The sequence below is a fragment of the Loktanella salsilacus genome, from assembly GCF_024206795.1.
GTDB classification, from domain to species: Bacteria; Pseudomonadota; Alphaproteobacteria; order Rhodobacterales; family Rhodobacteraceae; genus Loktanella; species Loktanella salsilacus.
Window position 1 is genome coordinate 2,551,600 of sequence record NZ_CP072994.1, and the last position, 18,294, is coordinate 2,569,893.

Sequence of the window (18,294 nt, forward strand, 5' to 3'; positions counted from 1 at the left end):
CAGGCTCCTTGGTTGCGACCCGGCGGGTCTTACGCCCCATCGGGGCAAAGGGAAAGGGGTCAGTCGGTGCGGTCGGTCGCAGTGAGGTAGATCAGCAACCCGGCGGCCAGCAGCACAGCGAAGGCGGCAAAGATCAGCGTAAAGGATTGTTCCGGCGTGGTGCCCATACGGTAGATCGGGCCGGTGGCGTTCTGCATGACGCCCACACCCCCAATCCCGAACAGGTTCATCAGCGTCACGCCCCGCCCCGTCAGGTGCGGCGGAAAGAAGGCCCGCGCATGGGCGATGATCATGCCGTAAGCCGCGCCGCCGAAACCGAGCACCGCCAGCAGCACGGTGCTGCGCACAAGGCTTGCCGCCGGGTCCAGCGCCAGCGCAATCAGCGCCGCCAGCGCCAGCGCATTGCCCGCCACCACGACCCATTTGCGTGTGCCCAGCAGACGGTCCATCGGGCCGTAAGCAAAGCTGCCCGCGATCATCGCAAGGCCCATCACAAGTGTCACCCGGCCGATGATCTGGGTGTCTGCGCCGAACACCTCTGCCGCGTAGGGGCCTGCCCAAAGGCCGCGCAGCCCGGCAGAGGGGGCGTAACAGACGAACATGAATGCAAAGATGGGCCAAAGGGCTGGCATTTTCAGCAGATCAATGACCGAGCCGCGGGACGGGCCCGGCGTCCGTTCAGGGTCGCGTGCCAGGGCGGCGATACCCAGCGCGGTGGCAAGGCTGATCGCGGCCAGCGCCAAGAGTGTTGGGCGCCAACCAAAGCTTTCGACGCACCATGCCAGCGGCGATGCCCCGGCGATATTTCCCAAAGAGCCAAGGCCGATCATCGCCGTCGCAAGCGTCGCAAACAGGCGCGCAGGGTATTGGCGCGCGAAGATGTAATAAGCCGCCATCAAAACAGGCGAACAGCCGATGCCCAGCAGTGCCATCGCCCAGATGATATGCGCCGGGGTCTGCGCCAGCGCGAAAACAAGCGCGCCCCCTGCCCCGCCAAGCGCAAACAGGATTGAGGCCGTCCAGCGGGGGCCGAACCGGTCCAATGCAGAACCGACGGGGATCTGCATGGCGGCGAAGACCAAAAACCAGACGCCAGAGGCGGTGGCCAGATCCTGCGGCGTCGCCCCGAGGTCTTGTTTCAGGATCGGGGATAGGACCGGCAGGAACGCGCGATAAAACTGTGACAGCGCATACGATAGCGCGAGCACGATCAGGCCTTTGGTCATGATTGCCCCTTCGTGCTTGGCGTTGCGCGAGTGGTGCATGAGCGGGCGGCGGTGTGCAAGAGGATAGGACGGATTGGGGCGCCGCCCCAAACCCCGAGGTATTTTTGACCAGAAGAAGGGGACGGCGCGGTGGTGCCGTCCCCTTTGCCCGCCCCGTTACAGGGCGGCCTTGCGGCTTTCGTCCAGATAAATCTCGCGCAGGCGGGCGGCGACGGGACCGGGGGTGCCCGCGCCGACGGCCGCGCCGTCGATTTCGACGACAGGCATCACAAAGGTGCTGGCAGAGGTAATGAACGCCTCGTCCGCGCCTTGGGCTTCTTCGATGGTAAAGGGGCGCTCTTCGATCTTCATCTGCGCCTCAAGCGCAAAGCGCAGGACGGCGGCGCGGGTGATGCCGTGCAGGATCTCATGACTCAGCTGGCGCGTGATGATCGTGTTGCCCTTGACGATATAGGCGTTGTTGGACGTGCCTTCGGTGACGGCGCCGTCTTCGATCATCCAAGCGTCATCGCAGCCAGCGGCCTTGGCCATCATCTTGCCCATGGACGGATAAAGCAGCTGCACGGTTTTGATATCGCGGCGGCCCCAGCGCTGGTCGGCGATACTGATGACCTTCATCCCCGTCTTGGCCATGGGGCTGTCGGCCATGCCCGGCTTGGCCTGCGTGAACAGCACGATTGTGGGCGCAGTGTCCTTGGACGGATAGGCGAAATCGCGGTCCCCGGCGCTGCCACGGGTGATCTGCAGATAGATCATGCCGTCGGTGATGTCGTTCAGGCGAACCAGTTCGCGGTGCACTTCTAGCAGGTCATCGCGGCTGGACGGATGCTGCATTTCAAGCTCGTCCAGCGAGCGTTGCAGGCGCAGGGCGTGACCTTCGAAGTCGATCAGCTTGCCGCCCAGCACTGACGTGACCTCGTAGACGCCATCGGCCATCAGAAAGCCGCGGTCAAAGATGCTGATCTTCGCCTCGTCCTCGGGCAGGTACTCTCCGTTCAGATAGACGGTGCGGGTCATGGGCAGGCCTTTCGGTGTTGGGTGGCAGTATCTATCAAGACTGCGGCGCGGCTTGTCCAGAGGGCGCTTAGCCCCAAAGCGCAGCAAGGGGAGGATGCACGCCTGCGGCGTCAAAGTGCAGCGGTGCGGTGCGATCTTGCGCCAGCAGCAAAGGGCCGTCCAGATCGACAAAGGCCGCACCCGCCGTCAGCAACGTCGCCGGGGCCATGGCGAGCGATGATCCGACCATGCAGCCAATCATCACATCAAACCCCTGCGCGATGGCTGCGGTCCGCAAGGCAAGCGCCTCGGTCAGGCCCCCGGTCTTGTCCAGCTTGATGTTCACCATGTCGTACTTGCCGCGCAAACCGGCAAGGCTGGCGCGATCGTGACAGGATTCGTCGGCGCACACGGGCAGCGGGCGGTCAATCTCGCTCAGCATATCGTCGGCACCGGCGGGCAGCGGCTGTTCGACCATAGCCACGCCAAGGCGCAGCAGATGCGGCGCAAGATCGCTGTAAACGTCGGCGGTCCACCCTTCATTTGCGTCGACGATGATGACCGCATCCGGCGCACCCCGGCGCACAGCCTCCAGCCGGGCCATGTCATCGGGGGTGCCGAGCTTGATCTTCAGCAGCGGACGATGCGCGTTCTTGGCGGCCTGCGCCTGCATCGCGTCTGGCGTATCAAGGGACAGCGTATAGGCCGTCACAACGGGCTGCGGCGCGGGCAATCCGGCTAGATCCCAAACGCGTAGCCCCGCGCGCTTTGCCTCGAAATCCCACAAGGCGCAGTCGACGGCATTGCGCGCCGCCCCAGCGGGCAGCAGCCCTTGCAGCGTCTGCCGCGTCACATCCCCGGGCAGCCCCGCAATCTGCGCCGTGACGCTATCGAGCGTTTCGTCATAGCGCGCATAGGGCACGCATTCGCCGCGCCCCATCAGATCGCCATCGCTTACCGTCACAGTCAACACCTGCGCCTGCGTCCGCGACCCGCGCGAGATCGTAAAGACCTGCGCCAGCGCGAACACATCCCGCGTCACCTCAATCTTCATCCCATGCCTTCTTTCAGCCCATCATCTTGCCCAAAAATACTCCCGCCGGAGGCCTGCTGCTTTGCACCGCAAAGCTGCACTTAAACCGCCAGAAGCGCATCCACCAAACGCGCCGCGCCCTGACGGTACGGATCAACTGCAGGCAGCCCCATGCGCGCCTCAACCTCAGCCAGATAGGCTTCGAATTCATCGTCAGATAGGTGCTGGGTATTCACCGATACGCCAACCACTTTGCAATCCGGGTTGGCGACGCGGGCCAGCGGCAAGGCCGTGTCGCGCAGGGCTTCCAGCGTGGGCAGTTGGTAGTCCGGCAAGCCGCGCATATGGGTCCGGGTCGGCTCATGCGCGAGGATCAGCGCGTCGGGTTGGCCACCGTGCACCAGCGCCAGTGTCACGCCAGAATAGCTGACGTGGAACAGACTGCCCTGCCCTTCGATATGATCCCAGTGGTCGTCGTCGTTGTCGGGGGACAGCCATTCGACAGCGCCAGCCATGAAATCGGCGACGACAGCGTCCAGTGGCACGCCGTCACCGGTGATCAAGATGCCGGTCTGGCCAGTCGCGCGGAAAGAGGATTTGAGGCCGCGGGCCTTCATTTCCGCGTCCATCGCCAGCGCCGTATACATCTTACCGACAGAGCAATCGGTGCCGACGGTCAGCACGCGCTTGCCTTTGCGCGGGATGCCATTGGCGATGGGATAGGCGACTGTGGGGACGCGGACGTCGTGCAGCATGCGGCCGTGGTGGACGGCAGCGGCGACCAGTTCGGCGTCGTCGCGCAGCAGGTTATGCAGGCCAGACGCGATGTCATAGCCAGCGGCCAGCGCCTCTAGCAGCAGGGTGCGCCACGCGGGGGAGATCACGCCGCCCCGGTTCGCGACGCCAATAACCAGCGTTTTCGCGCCAGCGGCCAGACCGTCCTGTAGCGTCATGTCGGTCAGGCCCAGATCGGCGCGGCATTCGGGCAGACGCAGCTGGCCGACGGCGTGATCAGGGCGCCAGTCGCGGATGCCGATGGCCACCTTGCAGGCCAGCATATCTGGCGCGTCGCCAAGGAACAAAAGGTATGGGGTCTGGATCATCGGATGGTCTCCGGTTTGGGTGATGGGCAAAGCCTAGAACGGGAACGGGCGGTGCGCCACCCGGCACGCCGCCCGTTTTTGAATCTTCGGTAAAAAATTAGCCGTGGTAGGCCTGTTCGCCGTGGGACGATAGATCGAGGCCGATACGTTCTTCTTCTTCGGTGACGCGCAGGCCCATGGTCATGTCGATCAGCTTGTACAGGATCAAGGACGCGATACCGCACCAGACGATGGTGATCACGACGGCTTCGGTCTGGATCCATGTCTGGCCCAGCAGGGAATAATCGTCGCCGCCTGTGCCGCCAAGGCCGGGGGCAGTAAAGATACCGGTGCCGATGGCGCCAACGATGCCGCCGATGCCGTGCACGCCAAAGACGTCAAGGCTGTCATCATAGCCCGCTTTGCGCTTCACCACGTCGACAAAGAAGTAACAGACCGCCGAGGCAATCGCGCCCAGCGCAATCGCGCCAACCGGGCCGATGGTGCCGCAAGCAGGCGTCACGGCAACAAGGCCCGCGACCATGCCGGATGCGGCCCCCAGCATAGAGGCTTTGCCGCGGGTCAGCCCTTCAATCGCGCACCAGGCAAGGATACCGCCAGCGGTGGCTGTGAAGGTGTTGATCATCGCAAGCGTCGCGCCCGATGTCGCCTCTAGGTTCGATCCGGCGTTAAAGCCGAACCAGCCGACCCACAGCATTGCCGCGCCGACCATGGTCAGGGTCATGGAATGGGGTGCCATGTTGTCGCGGCCAAAGCCGACGCGCTTGCCGATCATGATCGAGCCGCACAGGGCTGCGATACCGGCGTTGATGTGCACAACCGTGCCGCCTGCAAAGTCGATGGCACCCATGTTGAAGATCAGGCCATTCGCGTCCCAGACCATGTGGGCGATGGGGAAATACACGATGGTGACCCACAGCAGGACAAAGACCATCAGGGCGGAAAACTTGATCCGTTCCGCAAAGGCACCAACGATCAGCGCGGGGGTGATCGCCGCAAAGGTCATCTGGAATGCGATGAACAAGTATTCGGGGATCATCACGCCATCGGTAAAGGTCGCAGCCAGACTGTCAGGCGTGACGCCCGCCAAGAACATCTTGCTCATGCCGCCCCAATAGGGCGATGTGCTGCCGCCGAAGGCAAAGGAGTAGCCCCAGACCACCCAGATCACCATGACCATCGCGGTGATCAGCGTGCACTGCATCAGCACGGACAGCATGTTTTTCGTGCGCACAAGGCCGCCGTAGAACAGCGACAGGCCCGGCAGGATCATGAACAGGACCAGCAAGGTCGCGGTCATCATCCAAGCGACGTCGCCCTTGTCGACCGTTTCGGTCACATCTTGGGCCAGTGCGAGCGTTGGCAGCAAGGCCAAGGCGCTGGCACCGATAAGTGTATTGCGTTTCATGTCCCGGTTTTCCCCAAAGCGCTGACTACAGCGCGTCGTCGTTCGTCTCTCCGGTGCGGACGCGCATGGCGCCTTCAACATCGAGGGTGAAGATTTTGCCGTCGCCAATTTTGTCGGTCTTGGCGGTGGCAGCGATGGTGGCAACAACTTGGTCGGCCAGATCATCGGGCACGACGATTTCAAGCCGTAGCTTGGGCACGAATTGCACGACGTATTCCGCACCGCGGTAGACTTCGGTGTGGCCGGATTGCGTGCCGAAGCCTTTGACTTCGGACACCATCATGCCGCGCACGCCAATGGCGGTCAGCGCGACGCGCACTTCGTCGAGTTTAAATGGTTTGATGACGGCGATAATCAGTTTCATGACAGACTCCCTTGTCCCATGCACCTTGAGCGTAGGAACCGCCCAGGCGGGCGGGCGGACAAGGGATTCGGTTGTCAGGGTGCCTAAAATAACACCAAAATGGGTTAACGCCGCTTGGTTATGTGGCGATGTGCTGTATTTTTGTGCGGTTTGAGAAGTGGACTTAACGCTGCCCCAATGATTGGAAAAAGCGAAGTAGATAGCCGTCTGGGTCAGCCACGACAAACTGCCGATTGCCCACTTCGCCTTGACCCTTGCGATACCATTTATCCTCTAGCGGAAGGTAAAGCGCGATGTCTTCGCGGCTCAGGGCTGACAGCATCGGTGCGATGTCGGCAACTTGGATCTGCACATTCAACCCGCGGCCGTAGGGATACGCATCCGGCAAATGACCATCATCAAAGGTGCGCCCTGTTCCGATTTGATCGATCATAAGCTCTGCTGCGCCAAGCGCCAGATAGGCAAAACCCTCTTCCGGACGCTCGTATTCACACGTGAAGCCTAGGATATTGCAGTAGAAATATTTGGAGTCCGTAAAGTTGCTGACGGCAAATTCTGGCACGAGCGCGTTTGCCATTTTCTTCACATCCCTTGCATTTTCACCCGGCATTATATCAGGACTATATCCTGCTCCCCAACAAAAATGGCCCGGGCATTGCTGCCCGGGCCACCTCAAAAGGTCTGTGGGAGGTCAGCCCTTCGAGAACTCCGGGTAGGCTTCCATGCCAAGTTCGTGCATGTCGAGGCCGTTGATCTCTGCTTCTTCGCTGACGCGGATGCCGACGACTGCTTTGAGGATCAGCCAGACAACCAGCGATACGACGAACATGAAGATACCGATGGATGCGAAGCCGACGAACTGCGTGACATAAGAGGTGTCAGCAGAGTTCCATGGCACGATCATTGTGCCCCAGAAGCCAGCAACCAAGTGGACCGGGATCGCACCGACGACGTCGTCGATCTTTAGCTTGTCCAGCATCGGCACGACCACGACTGCGATACCGCCACCCACAGCGCCGATCAGCAGTGCGCCGAACAGGGATGGGTCAAGCGGACCTGCGGTGATGGACACGAGGCCAGCCAGCGCGCCGTTCAGCACCATGGTCAGGTCAACCTTGCCGTACATCAGCTGCGTCAGGACCAAGGCTGCGATCGCACCGGCAGAGGCTGCCATGTTGGTGTTCGCAAAGATGCGGCCCACGTCAGTGATGTCGCCCACGGTGCCAGCTGCCAGCTGCGAGCCGCCGTTGAAGCCGAACCAACCCAGCCACAGGATGAACGTACCCAGTGTGGCGAGTGCAAGGTTGGAACCCGGCATCGGGAAGGACTTGCCGTCCTTGTAGCGACCGATCCGTGGACCCAGCACGATGGCACCGGCCAGCGCTGCGAAACCACCAGCGGCGTGCACAAGGGTGGAGCCGGCGAAGTCATAGAAGCCCATCTCGGACAACCAGCCGCCGCCCCACTGCCACGATGCCTCGATCGGGTACAGGACACCGGTCAGGACAACTGTGAAGGCAAGGAAGGGCCACAGTTTGACGCGCTCGGCCAAGGTGCCGGACACGATGGATGCGGTCGTAGCGCAGAACATCAACTGAAAGAAGAAGTCAGATGCGACAGAGGCGTAGCCCAGATCAGCGTCAGCAGCAGCAAGGCCGACAGGTTCCAGCGAGGCCGGGGACCACAGGTTGCCAAGGTAGCCCGTGATCGTCCAGTCGTCGCCCGGATACATGATGCCGTAGCCGATCAGCCAATACATGATGCCCGCGATGGCAAACAGCGCGACGTTCTTGGTCAGCTGGGTGGTGACGTTCTTGGACCGGACAAGGCCTGCCTCTAGCATGGCAAAACCAGCGGCCATCCACATCACCAAGAAGCCGCCGATCAAGAACAGCAGCGTGGTCATGATGTAGGGGCCGATTTCGTCAAAGGTCGGGGCCGCGGCCTCTACCACATCGGCGGCGGCGTCTACGGCAGTGGTATCCTGCGCAAAGGCCACCACGGGCAAGGCGGCAAATGCGGCCCCGACCAGTAGTGCTTTTTGAAGTGTCTTGTTCATCGGATGAAATGTCCCTTTTGGAAGCGGCTTTTACAGCGCGTCGTCGTTCAGCTCGCCGGTGCGGACGCGCAGGGCGCCTTCGACGTCGAGGGTAAAGATCTTGCCGTCGCCGATTTTGTCGGTCTTGGCGGTCTGTGCGATCGTGGTGACGACCTGCTCTGCCATCGCGTCAGAGACGACGATTTCCAGTTTGACCTTCGGCACGAAGTTCACGGCGTATTCAGCCCCGCGATAGATTTCGGTGTGACCGGACTGGGCGCCGAAGCCCTTGATCTCGGACACCATCATGCCGCGCACGCCGATCGAGGTCAGCGCCTCGCGGACCTCCTCGAGCTTGAACGGTTTGATCGTTGCAATAATCAGTTTCACGTCTTGTTTCCCTCGTTCCCTATGGCGGAGACCCAGCCCCCGGCGATGCGGATGCCTAAGAAAAGGGCGCAGGGACGCCAAAGTGACAAGGAAACTGGCAGGGCAACGGGGGTGAAAACGCGTAATGTTGCACAATTTTTGCACAAAAAGCGCGAACTGCCCAATTATTAAGCCACATAAAAAAGCGGCAACAGAATCGGCAACAGCGCGGGACAACACGGGGCTGCGTCGGTATAACCGACAAAATGCACAAAAAGACGGACCGGGCAGCCGATGGCACGACCACCAAAATCAGGAAAACCACTCGTTGCAGAGCGGCGCTATAACGCACAGGCAGAGCAGCGGGCAAAACCTGCGCCTAAAAAGCGTGCGAGCCGCAAGAAAGCCGCTCCGCGCAAGCGCGGTCTGGTGGGGTGGATCCTGTTCCCGTTCACATGGGCGCTGCGCCTGATCCTGCGCCTGACGTGGAAGCTGGGGGTCGTGGTCGCGCTGCTCATCGGCGCAGGCGTGCTGTATTTTGCGTCGCAAATGCCCCCGATCGAGGCGATCGTGGACGCCCGCACCAAGGGGTCGGTGACACTGCTGGACCGGGACGGCGCAGTCTTTGCGTGGCGCGGCGACCAGTTTGGCGGGATGGTGACGGCGGATTCCGTGTCGCGCTATCTACACGACGCTGTGGTCGCGACCGAGGATAAGCGGTTCTATGGCCACTTCGGCATCAGCCCGCGCGGCATCGCCAGCGCTGTGCGCATCAACCTAAGCGAAGGGCGCGGCCCGCTGTCGGGTAACGGCGGTTCGACCATCACGCAGCAGGTGGCGAAATTGCTTTGCCTTGGCGTGCCCTACGACGCGGCGACGTGGAAGACAGAGGCCGCCTATGAGGACGACTGCCGCCGCACGACGATCTGGCGCAAGGTCAAAGAAGCCATTTATTCCATGGGGATGGAAGTCGCCTATTCCAAGGAAGATATCCTGACGATCTACTTCAACCGCGCCTATCTGGGTGCGGGTAGCCGGGGCTTTGAAGCCGCCGCCAACCGTTATTTCGGCAAATCATCGGCCGATGTGAACCCTGCGGAATCCGCGATGCTGGCAGGTCTTTTGAAGGCACCGACCAGCTATGCGCCGACGAATAACATGCAGCGCGCGGTGGACCGGGCGAATATCGTGCTCGGGCTGATGGAAGATCAGGGCTATATCACGCCAGAGCAAGCGAGCGATGCGCGCGCGCGTCCGGCGCAGCTGTCTCAGGCGGCACAGGCGCGGGCGGGTGGATACTTTGCCGATTGGGTAATGGAACAAGGCCCCGATTTCTTTACCCGCGACACGACCGAAGACGTGGTGATCCGCACGTCGCTGGACCAGCGCATTCAGACGGCGGCGGAAACGGCGCTGACCAGCATCTTTGAAACCAAGCTGAAGCCAAGCTCCAAAGCGCAGGCCGCTGTGATCGTGATGAGCGCGGACGGCGCAGTGCGCGGCATGGTCGGCGGGCGCGATGTGCGGGCGTCCGGCGTGTTTAACCGCGCGACGCAGGCGCGGCGGCAGCCAGGATCGGCCTTTAAGCCCTTTATCTACGCCACGGCGCTTGACCTGGGGTTCAGCCCGAACGACATGATCGACGACGCGCCGCTGACGATTAACGTGCCCGGCTCTGGCCCATGGGTCCCCGAAAACTATGACCGCAAGTTCAAGGGCCCGATCACCCTGACGCAGGCCCTATACGAATCCCGCAACATTCCTGCGATTTTGCTGTCAGAAGAAGTTGGCCGCGATCTGGTGCGAACAGTTGCGCAGAAATTCGGCATCGAAAGCGATCTGGCCGCCGGTCCCGCGCTGGCGCTGGGCGTGTCTGAAAGCACCCTGCTCGAGATGTCAGGGGCCTTTGCGGGTATCCTGAACGGCGGCTCTGCGGTGCAGCCCTACGGGTTGATTGATCTGCGGCTTAAGGGCGAAACCGAACCGCTGATGGACAATATCGGCACAGGCTTGCAGGAACGCGTCATCCAGCAAAGCGCAGCGCGCGAGCTGACTTACATGATGTCCCAAGTCGTCGCACGCGGCACCGGCACGCGGGCGCAGATCCCCGGGTGGGAACTGGCGGGCAAATCTGGCACCACGAACAGCGCGCGCGATGCGTGGTTTATTGGGTTTAATGCTGATTACGTGATCGGCGTCTGGATGGGTTACGACGACAACAGCCCGATGACCGGCGTCACAGGCGGCGGTTTGCCTGCGGAAATCTGGCAGGCAACGATGTCGCGCGTCGTGACCGGAGAGACTCCAAAGCCATTGCCGATGGACATCCCCGGCCCCAGCACGACAGGCGGCGTGCTAGAAGACACTGGCATCGTCGCTGACGGTCAGATCATGGATGTGCTGAACAACATTCTGGGCGGTCTGGGGAATTAACCCCCGCCCTATTCGGTTGCGGCGGCGTCGGTGACCGGCGCTGCCGCATCATCCGTTACAGGCCCGTCCACGACAACTGCGCCCGGCTCTGGGCAGCGGTCATAGACAAAGGCATAGCCGTCCCAGACCATGATGATCCCATTGCCTTCGGCCTTGTTCATCAACATCGCGCGTTCGGAAAAAACCTGATCCTCACCACTGCATTGCATCGTGTATAGCAGCGCATCCATGTCCAGGACGTTAACGGGGTCAGCCATGCGGCATTCGACTTCGACCCCGTAAAAGATGCCATCCGCGATCCGCACCGCCCCGCCATCCACGCCAATCATGGCGCATTCGGCATTCGCGGCCTGTTTATAGACCCCGTCATAGGGTCCGGCCAGCGCGGCTTGCGCACCAAACACAGACAAGATCGTCGCACTAAGGATCGTTTTCATCGCTGCTCCTGCACCGCGTCATAGCTGCGCCGGTGACACTAGCGTCCCCTTTTGCACCTGTCACCTCTTGGCTGCGGCAGCGATTTATTAACCCCGTCCGCTTTAGGTTGTGGCGACAGTATCACGCGCACCCGGATCAGCGCAGAAATCAGGTGTGATCACGAAGTTTGCTGGTTACAATATGTTAGGGCTGTTCCTCAGCCTTATAAAGGGTGTGACGCGATGCGTAGCAATGATCAGGCCGTCCAGCGCGGCGCAGCAGAACTAGCCGCCGTCCGGCGCGAAGGGCGGCCATTGTATTGGTCCGTCGCGATCTTCAGCTTTTTCGTCAACCTGCTGATGCTGACCGGCCCGCTGTATATGCTGAACGTTTACGACCGCGTGCTGGGCAGCCGTAGCCTAGAAACGCTGATCGCACTGTCGGTGCTGGTCGCGTTTTTATACGGTATGATGGGTATTCTTGATTTCGTGCGCGGCCGTGTGATGGGGCGGCTGGGGGCCCGGTTTCAGGCCCGCCTAGATCGCCGCGTCTTTGCTGCGTCTTTGCGCGCGAGCAATCAAAGCCGCCCACCCGAAGAGGCGCGCACCGCCCTGCGCGATCTGGAAGCGGTGCAGCGGTTGATCACGTCCCCCGCCCTGATGGCGGTGTTCGACCTGCCGTGGACACCTTTGTTTTTCCTAGGTATTTTCATCTTTCACCCGGCGCTGGGGATTTTGGCGATTGTGGGCGGTGCCGTGCTTGTCGTGGTGGCCATCGCCAACCAAATGAGCACGAAAAAGCCGCTGGAAACCGCAAATGCCGCGTCATTCCAGTCAGAAGCGCTGGGCGCGCAGATCCGTAGCGAAAGCGAACTCGTTCACGCCCTTGGCATGCGCGGCGCGGCCTTTGATCGCTGGCAGATCGCGCGCGGCGCGTCGCTTGATGCGACAATCGGGGCTGCGGATTCGGCGGGCACATTCACCGCGATGACCCGCACGTTCCGCTTATTTCTGCAATCCGCCATGCTGGGTCTTGGCGCACTTTTGGTCCTAGAAGGCGTGTTGTCCGCAGGCGCAATGATCGCCGGATCGATCCTGATGGGCCGTGCGCTGGCCCCGATCGAGATGATCGTCGGCCAATGGGCTGTGTTTCAAAAGGGCCGCGAAGGCTGGACGCGTCTGTCGCGCCTGCTGGGGTCTGTGTCAGAGGACGAAGCCCGCACCGCCCTGCCCGCCCCTCGCGCAATCCTGACAGCCGAAAATGTGACCGTGGTGCCACCCGGCGAACAGCAAGCCAGCCTGCGCATGATCAGTTTCGAGGTGCAGCCGGGCCAAGCCGTTGGCGTCATTGGTACATCTGGCGCGGGCAAATCGACGCTGGCGCGGGCGTTAATTGGCGTTTGGCGGCCTGCGGGCGGGAAAATCCGGCTGGATGGCGCATCGCTGGAACAATACGATGCCGATACGCTGGGGCAGTATATCGGCTATCTGCCGCAGCGGGTGCAGTTGTTTGACGGCACGATTAAGGAAAACATCGCCCGCATGTCGATGACACCTGATGACGCCGCCGTCGTGCGCGCCGCGAAAAAGGCGGCGGCACATGACATGATCCTGAAACTGCCCGACGGCTATGACACCCGGGTCACGGCAAATGGCGGGCGGCTGTCGGGGGGGCAGATACAGCGCGTCGGGCTGGCGCGTGCCATGTACGGCGATCCGGTGATTCTTGTATTGGACGAGCCGAACAGCAACTTGGACAACGATGGCTCTGTGGCGTTGAACAATGCGATTAAGGTCGCGAAATCAGAAGGTAAGGCTGTGTTTATCATGGCGCACCGCCCGGCAGCTATTCAGGAATGCGACATGCTGCTCGTGATCGAAAACGGCACCCGCCGCGCCTTTGGCCCCAAGGATGAAGTGATGAAAGACGTGCTGCGCAACGCCCAGCAAATCACCGCGACCACCGGCCAAGCGGGGGGCGTGCAATGACAAACGCAGATCCCCGCAACCGCTGGTCGGCGACCAAGCCGATGGTGACTGGCCTTATTGCGCTCATCGTTTTGGTTGGCGGCTTTGGCACTTGGGCCGTCTTTGCCAACCTGACCGGGGCCGTCATTACGCATGGCCAGATCGAAGTAGACCGCAATCGGCAGGTCATTCAGCACCCCGATGGCGGCGTCGTCGAAGAGATCCTAGTCGATGAGGGTGAAGAGGTGCAGGCTGGCGATCTGCTGATTAAGCTGGATTCGTCAAACATTGTCAGCGAGCTGGCTGTCGTCGAAGGCCAGCTTTACGAAATCCTCGCGCGCCGCGCCCGGTTCGAGGCAGAGCGTGACGGCGCGGCCGAACTGACATTCAATCCCCTGCTGCAAGAGGCTGGCGAAGCCGCCGCCGATTTAACCGAAGGCCAGTCGCGCCTGTTCGAGGCGCGCCTTGATAGCCTGCTGAAAGCCACCGATCAGTTGCAGCAACAAGAGATGCAGATCGCCAGCCAAATCGATGGCATCACGGCCCAGCAACAGGCGATGACCGAACAGACCGCCTTGATCGAAGAAGAGCTGGCCGATCAGCAAAGCCTGCTGGATCGCGGTCTTGCACAGGCCAGCCGCGTGCTGGCCCTGCGGCGCGAGGCGTCCAACATGAAAGGCCAAGTTGGCGAATTGACTGCGCAGGCCGCGCAGGCGGCCGAGCGCCGGACAGAGATTGAAATTCAGGTGCTTGGCCTCACCAGCACCCGTCGGGAAGAGGCGATCACGCGCCTGCGCGATTTACAATACAACGAACTTGAACTGTCCGAACGCCGCCGCACGCTGCGCCAACAACTTGACCGGCTCGATATCCGCGCGCCGCTTAGCGGTGTGGTTTACGGGCTGAACGTCTTTGCGCCGCGATCCGTCATTCGCGCGGCTGATCCGCTGCTGTATCTGGTGCCACAGGATCGCCCGCTGGTGATTGCGACGCAGGTGCAGGTGACGGATATTGATCAAATCCATCTAGGGCAGGATGTGATTCTGCGCTTTTCCGCATTTGATCAGCGCCGCACGCCGGAACTGACGGGCCATGTGACGCAGGTGTCGGCCGATGCATTTCAGAACGAACAGAACGGCGCGTCCTTCTACCGCGCCGAAGTGCGCATGGACGAAGGAGAGATCGAAAAACTGCCCGAAGGCATGACCCTGATCCCCGGCATGCCGGTCGAGGCTTATGTCCGCACAGCAGATCGCACGCCGATGAATTACTTCCTGAAACCCTTTGCGGATTATTTTGCCAAGGCATTCCGCGAGTCCTAGATGGACGCCGCCCGCGCTGCGGCCTAGGGTCTGGCAAATCCACCAGACAAGGGCCGAAGCCATGAGCATGATTGAAACGAAGCTGACCGAAATGGGCGTGACACTGCCAGACGCCCCTGCCCCCGCGGCGAACTACGTCCCCTTTGTGCAGACCGGCAATCAGGTCTGGGTGTCCGGCCAAATTTCGCAGGGTCCGGATGGCCTGATGGTGGGCAAGCTTGGCGACGGCGTTGATATCGACACCGGCGCAGCGGCGGCCAAGGCCTGTGCGATCAGCTTGCTGGCGCAGTTGAAAAAGGCATGTGGCGGCGATCTGGACCGCTTGGTGCGCGTTGTGAAACTGGTCGGCATGGTCAACTGCACACCTGATTTCACCGACCAGCCCAAGGTCATCAACGGGGCCAGCGATTTCCTTGTCGCGGCGCTGGGCGCAAAAGGGCATCACGCCCGTTCTGCCGTGGGTGTGGCCGGGTTGCCGATGGGCGTCATGGTCGAAATTGAAGCCGTGTTCGAGATCGCTTGATGCTGCCGAAGTCTTTTCTGGCCCGTCCGCTGGCCCACCGTGCCCATCACGACAAGGCGCACGGCCGGGTGGAAAACAGTCTGACCGCAATCAAATCCGCCATTACACATGGTTACGGGATAGAGATTGACGTGCAGCTGGCCAGCGACGGCGTGCCAATGGTGTTTCACGATTATGACCTGCGACGGCTGACGATTGAACAAGGACCGCTCGCGCAGCGGTCCTCGGCGCAGTTGGCGATGATCCCGCTGATGGGTGACAGCACGACGATTCCGACGCTGGCGCAGGTGCTGGATCTGGTGGCGGGCCGCGTGCCTGTGCTGATCGAGCTGAAGGATCAAGACGGCGGTCTTGGCCCTAATACAGGCCCGATGGGCAAGGCTGTGGCGCAAGTGCTGGAAGCCTACAAAGGCCCGGTCGCGGTGATGTCGTTCAACCCGCATGCCATGGCCGAAATGGCGCGGCTGCTACCAGATGTGCCGCGCGGGCTGACGACGGGGTCGTTCAATCCGACCGATTGGCCAACAATTGCGCAGCCCACACTGGAACGGCTGAGCCTGATTCCCGACTACGATCACGTCGGGGCCAGCTTTATCAGCCACTATCACAAGGAACTGAATCAGCCCCGCGTGGCAGAGCTGAACACCCAAGGCGCGGCCATTCTGTGCTGGACGATCCGATCGGCCGAAGACGCCGCCGCCGCCCGGCAATATGCCGATAACATCACGTTCGAGGGATATGACGCTTGACCCCCGGCGCTTTGCCACCAGTTAAGGCGACATGAACACCCCCACGATCGAAATCACCCTGCACCCGTCGCTGGCGGAAATCTCTGCCAGCGACTGGGACGCCTGCGCCAACCCGGAGGGCGGGCGGCCCGAGGATCCATTCACGACCTATCGCTTTTTGAAGGCGTTAGAGGACAGCGGCTCCGTCGGCGGCAGATCCGGCTGGCAGCCGCGTTACCTTGTTGCGCGCGCCGATGGGCAGGTGATTGCCTGCGCGCCGATGTACGCCAAGGGCCACAGCCAGGGCGAATACATCTTTGATTTCAACTGGGCGCAGGCCTACGAGAACGCGGGCGGCGCTTATTACCCCAAGCTGCAGATTGCCGTGCCCTTTACCCCCGCCACAGGCCGTCGTTTTCTAACCCGTCCGGGGTTCGAGGCGATGGGCATGTCCGCGCTGATCCAAGGCGCGGTGCAGGTTGCGTCGGATAACGAGCTGTCGTCGCTGCACATCACATTCTGCACCGAAGCCGAAGCCTTGGCGGGTGCGGAGATGGGCTTGATGTCCCGCGTGGGTCAGCAGTTTCATTGGGTGAACCGGGACTACGCCGATTTCGACGGATTTCTGGCCGATCTGTCCAGCCGCAAGCGCAAGAACATCCGCCGCGAACGGGCAGAGGCGCAGGGGTTTGGCGGGCAGATCTTGGCGCTGACGGGCAATGATATTCAGCCCGAACATTGGGACGCATTTTGGCGGTTCTACCAAGATACTGGCAACCGCAAATGGGGCACCCCCTATCTGACGCGGGCGTTCTTTGACTGCGCGCAGGAAAGTCTGCGCGATGACATGCTGTTGGTGCTGGCGATGAACGATGGCCGGCCCGTGGCGGGGGCGCTGAACTTTATCGGGCGCGAAACGCTTTTTGGCCGCTATTGGGGCAGCACGGAATATTACCCCTCGTTGCACTTTGAACTGTGCTACTACCAAGCCATTGATTACGCGATCAAAAACGGCCTCTCTCGGGTTGAGGCTGGCGCGCAGGGCGAACATAAGCTGGCGCGCGGATACTTACCCGTTGCGACGCATTCCTTGCACTGGATTGGGGATTTAGCTTTCCGTGACGCGATTGCGCGTTACTTGATCGCGGAAACCCGCGCGGTGGACGAAGAAATCGAAGTGCTGACCGCCTACGGTCCGTTCAAACGCGACAAAAGAGAGGAACAGCAATGACTGACAAACTGACCCAAGACGACATCGCCCCGCTGCAGGCTGCTGGCTGGGCATTGGCCGACGATGGCGAGGCGATCACCAAGACCTTTGAGTTTAAAAACTTCGTGCAGGCCTTTGGCTGGATGACACAGGTCGCAATGCATGCGGAAAAGCTGAACCATCACCCCGAATGGTCCAACGTTTACAAAACTGTAGAGGTCGCGTTGACCACACATGACGCAGACGGTCTGACCGCCCTAGATGCCAAACTGGCAAAAAAGATGGACCAGCTTGCGGAGGGTTAAATGGAAAACCTGCTAACGACACCGATCATTAACGGCACATCGATTATGGATGTGCTGACTGTCGAATTCATTGCATCTGCCGTGGGGTCGGTCCTGACTGCGATTATCATCCTGATTGTCGGCTTTACCGTCGGCGGCTGGGTGTCGCGCCGCATCGAAAATATTGGGCGCAACCACAAGCATTTGGACGAGACGCTGTTCATTTTCTTGGGCAATATCGTCCGCTACGTCATCATCGGATTTTCGTTCCTCTTCGTGCTGAACACCTTTGGTGTGCAGACAACAAGCGTTGTTGCGATCATCGGTGCAGCCAGTTTGGCCATTGGTTTGGCCCTGCAAGGCACGCTGTCGAACATCGCGGCGGGTGTGATGATCATCTTTTTCCGCCCGATTAAACTGGGTGATTTCGTCACGATTGATGATGAAAGCGGTACGGTAAAGGCAATTAACCTCAACTATATCGAGATGGCGAGCATCGGAAACGTGCAGATCATCATCCCGAATTCCGAGGTTTGGGGCAATACGATCGTGAACTATTCCGTCTATCCCCAGCGCCGGGCTGAATGGACGATTGGCGTGGGTTATGGGGCCAATCTGGCCGATGCAGAGCGCGCGATCATCGACACGATCATGGCCGACCCGCGCAGCCTGTCTGATCCAGAGCCGTTCATTCAGGTGAACAATCTGAACGCATCCTCTGTTGATTTTCTGGTGCGCGTTTGGTGCGCGCGGACGGATTATTTCCAGTATCAGGCTGACATGACCCGCAAGGTCAAAGAGGCGCTGGACGCCGCTGGCATCGACATCCCCTTTCCGACCCGGACGATGATCATGGCCAAGGACGACGACTAA

At 61.0% G+C, this 18,294-nt stretch carries 18 protein-coding genes; 8 read left to right on the forward strand and 10 right to left on the reverse strand.

The genetic code is table 11. The features are described 5' to 3' along the window. Positions 1-59: 59 nt before the first annotated feature. The 9 genes from KBW81_RS12405 to KBW81_RS12445 all read right to left on the reverse strand — a co-directional run bounded on the left by KBW81_RS12405 (position 60) and on the right by KBW81_RS12445 (position 8,558). Positions 60-1,226: an MFS transporter gene (locus tag KBW81_RS12405; RefSeq protein WP_090186944.1), complete on the reverse strand. Its 1,167-nt coding sequence runs from the start codon at positions 1,224-1,226 to the stop codon at positions 60-62. A gap of 156 nt (positions 1,227-1,382) precedes the next feature. Further along, positions 1,383-2,243: a D-amino-acid transaminase gene (locus KBW81_RS12410; RefSeq protein ID WP_254247378.1), complete on the reverse strand. Its 861-nt coding sequence runs from the start codon at positions 2,241-2,243 to the stop codon at positions 1,383-1,385. A gap of 67 nt (positions 2,244-2,310) precedes the next feature. Beyond that, on the reverse strand, positions 2,311-3,276 hold the full coding sequence (gene dgcA, locus KBW81_RS12415) for an N-acetyl-D-Glu racemase DgcA (RefSeq protein ID WP_254247379.1): 966 nt from the start codon (positions 3,274-3,276) through the stop codon (positions 2,311-2,313). A gap of 80 nt (positions 3,277-3,356) precedes the next feature. After that, positions 3,357-4,358 (reverse strand): N-acetyltransferase DgcN, encoded by a 1,002-nt coding sequence (dgcN, locus tag KBW81_RS12420; RefSeq protein WP_254247380.1) that lies wholly within the window; start codon positions 4,356-4,358, stop codon positions 3,357-3,359. A gap of 97 nt (positions 4,359-4,455) precedes the next feature. After that, the gene (locus KBW81_RS12425; protein WP_090186956.1) at positions 4,456-5,766 is read right to left on the reverse strand and encodes an ammonium transporter; all 1,311 of its coding nucleotides are present in this window, start codon (positions 5,764-5,766) and stop codon (positions 4,456-4,458) included. A gap of 25 nt (positions 5,767-5,791) precedes the next feature. Then, positions 5,792-6,130: a P-II family nitrogen regulator gene (locus tag KBW81_RS12430; RefSeq protein ID WP_090186960.1), complete on the reverse strand. Its 339-nt coding sequence runs from the start codon at positions 6,128-6,130 to the stop codon at positions 5,792-5,794. 163 nt (positions 6,131-6,293) lie between these two features. Beyond that, positions 6,294-6,707, reverse strand: a complete 414-nt coding sequence (locus tag KBW81_RS12435) for a bleomycin resistance protein (RefSeq protein WP_254247381.1) — start codon at positions 6,705-6,707, stop codon at positions 6,294-6,296. 114 nt (positions 6,708-6,821) lie between these two features. Continuing rightward, positions 6,822-8,189 carry an ammonium transporter gene (amt, locus tag KBW81_RS12440; protein ID WP_090186966.1) on the reverse strand — a complete coding sequence of 456 codons (1,368 nt, stop codon included), beginning with the start codon at positions 8,187-8,189 and terminating at the stop codon, positions 6,822-6,824. A gap of 30 nt (positions 8,190-8,219) precedes the next feature. Next, a complete protein-coding gene (locus KBW81_RS12445; protein WP_090186969.1) occupies positions 8,220-8,558 on the reverse strand; it encodes a P-II family nitrogen regulator in 339 nt (112 codons plus the stop codon). A gap of 273 nt (positions 8,559-8,831) precedes the next feature. Between KBW81_RS12445 and KBW81_RS12450 the strand changes: the two genes are divergently transcribed. Next, a complete protein-coding gene (locus KBW81_RS12450) occupies positions 8,832-10,970 on the forward strand; it encodes a transglycosylase domain-containing protein (RefSeq protein ID WP_254247382.1) in 2,139 nt (712 codons plus the stop codon). An 8-nt stretch (positions 10,971-10,978) separates the two neighbouring features. Here KBW81_RS12450 and KBW81_RS12455 read toward each other — a convergent pair whose 3' ends face one another. Then, positions 10,979-11,407: a hypothetical protein gene (locus tag KBW81_RS12455; protein ID WP_254247383.1), complete on the reverse strand. Its 429-nt coding sequence runs from the start codon at positions 11,405-11,407 to the stop codon at positions 10,979-10,981. A 222-nt stretch (positions 11,408-11,629) separates the two neighbouring features. Between KBW81_RS12455 and KBW81_RS12460 the strand changes: the two genes are divergently transcribed. The 7 genes from KBW81_RS12460 (at position 11,630) to KBW81_RS12490 (ending at position 18,294) form a co-directional block, all read left to right on the forward strand. After that, positions 11,630-13,375, forward strand: a complete 1,746-nt coding sequence (locus tag KBW81_RS12460; RefSeq protein ID WP_254247384.1) for a type I secretion system permease/ATPase — start codon at positions 11,630-11,632, stop codon at positions 13,373-13,375. Beyond that, entirely contained in the window at positions 13,372-14,676 is a 1,305-nt protein-coding gene (locus KBW81_RS12465; RefSeq protein ID WP_090186978.1) for an HlyD family type I secretion periplasmic adaptor subunit, read from the forward strand. Before KBW81_RS12460 ends, KBW81_RS12465 begins: the two co-directional genes overlap by 4 nt. 61 nt (positions 14,677-14,737) lie before the next feature. Further along, positions 14,738-15,199 (forward strand): RidA family protein, encoded by a 462-nt coding sequence (locus tag KBW81_RS12470; protein WP_090186981.1) that lies wholly within the window; start codon positions 14,738-14,740, stop codon positions 15,197-15,199. After that, positions 15,199-15,948 (forward strand): glycerophosphodiester phosphodiesterase family protein, encoded by a 750-nt coding sequence (locus KBW81_RS12475; RefSeq protein ID WP_254247385.1) that lies wholly within the window; start codon positions 15,199-15,201, stop codon positions 15,946-15,948. The genes KBW81_RS12470 and KBW81_RS12475 overlap by 1 nt, the downstream gene beginning before the upstream one ends. A gap of 31 nt (positions 15,949-15,979) precedes the next feature. After that, positions 15,980-17,158 carry a GNAT family N-acetyltransferase gene (locus tag KBW81_RS12480; protein WP_254247386.1) on the forward strand — a complete coding sequence of 393 codons (1,179 nt, stop codon included), beginning with the start codon at positions 15,980-15,982 and terminating at the stop codon, positions 17,156-17,158. After that, the gene (locus KBW81_RS12485; RefSeq protein WP_254247387.1) at positions 17,155-17,442 is read left to right on the forward strand and encodes a 4a-hydroxytetrahydrobiopterin dehydratase; all 288 of its coding nucleotides are present in this window, start codon (positions 17,155-17,157) and stop codon (positions 17,440-17,442) included. Before KBW81_RS12480 ends, KBW81_RS12485 begins: the two co-directional genes overlap by 4 nt. After that, positions 17,443-18,294, forward strand: a complete 852-nt coding sequence (locus tag KBW81_RS12490; protein ID WP_090186992.1) for a mechanosensitive ion channel family protein — start codon at positions 17,443-17,445, stop codon at positions 18,292-18,294.

Bases quoted from the DNA above. Each gene is read 5' to 3' on its own strand.
- KBW81_RS12405 (WP_090186944.1), bottom strand. From the start codon at position 1,226: ATGACCAAAGGCCTGATCGTGCTCGCGCTATCGTATGCGCTGTCACAG.
- KBW81_RS12410 (WP_254247378.1), bottom strand. From the start codon at position 2,243: ATGACCCGCACCGTCTATCTGAACGGAGAGTACCTGCCCGAGGACGAG.
- dgcA (WP_254247379.1), bottom strand. From the start codon at position 3,276: ATGAAGATTGAGGTGACGCGGGATGTGTTCGCGCTGGCGCAGGTCTTT.
- dgcN (WP_254247380.1), bottom strand. From the start codon at position 4,358: ATGATCCAGACCCCATACCTTTTGTTCCTTGGCGACGCGCCAGATATG.
- KBW81_RS12425 (WP_090186956.1), bottom strand. From the start codon at position 5,766: ATGAAACGCAATACACTTATCGGTGCCAGCGCCTTGGCCTTGCTGCCA.
- KBW81_RS12430 (WP_090186960.1), bottom strand. From the start codon at position 6,130: ATGAAACTGATTATCGCCGTCATCAAACCATTTAAACTCGACGAAGTG.
- KBW81_RS12435 (WP_254247381.1), bottom strand. From the start codon at position 6,707: ATGGCAAACGCGCTCGTGCCAGAATTTGCCGTCAGCAACTTTACGGAC.
- amt (WP_090186966.1), bottom strand. From the start codon at position 8,189: ATGAACAAGACACTTCAAAAAGCACTACTGGTCGGGGCCGCATTTGCC.
- KBW81_RS12450 (WP_254247382.1), top strand. From the start codon at position 8,832: ATGGCACGACCACCAAAATCAGGAAAACCACTCGTTGCAGAGCGGCGC.
- KBW81_RS12455 (WP_254247383.1), bottom strand. From the start codon at position 11,407: ATGAAAACGATCCTTAGTGCGACGATCTTGTCTGTGTTTGGTGCGCAA.
- KBW81_RS12460 (WP_254247384.1), top strand. From the start codon at position 11,630: ATGCGTAGCAATGATCAGGCCGTCCAGCGCGGCGCAGCAGAACTAGCC.
- KBW81_RS12465 (WP_090186978.1), top strand. From the start codon at position 13,372: ATGACAAACGCAGATCCCCGCAACCGCTGGTCGGCGACCAAGCCGATG.
- KBW81_RS12470 (WP_090186981.1), top strand. From the start codon at position 14,738: ATGAGCATGATTGAAACGAAGCTGACCGAAATGGGCGTGACACTGCCA.
- KBW81_RS12475 (WP_254247385.1), top strand. From the start codon at position 15,199: ATGCTGCCGAAGTCTTTTCTGGCCCGTCCGCTGGCCCACCGTGCCCAT.
- KBW81_RS12480 (WP_254247386.1), top strand. From the start codon at position 15,980: ATGAACACCCCCACGATCGAAATCACCCTGCACCCGTCGCTGGCGGAA.
- KBW81_RS12485 (WP_254247387.1), top strand. From the start codon at position 17,155: ATGACTGACAAACTGACCCAAGACGACATCGCCCCGCTGCAGGCTGCT.
- KBW81_RS12490 (WP_090186992.1), top strand. From the start codon at position 17,443: ATGGAAAACCTGCTAACGACACCGATCATTAACGGCACATCGATTATG.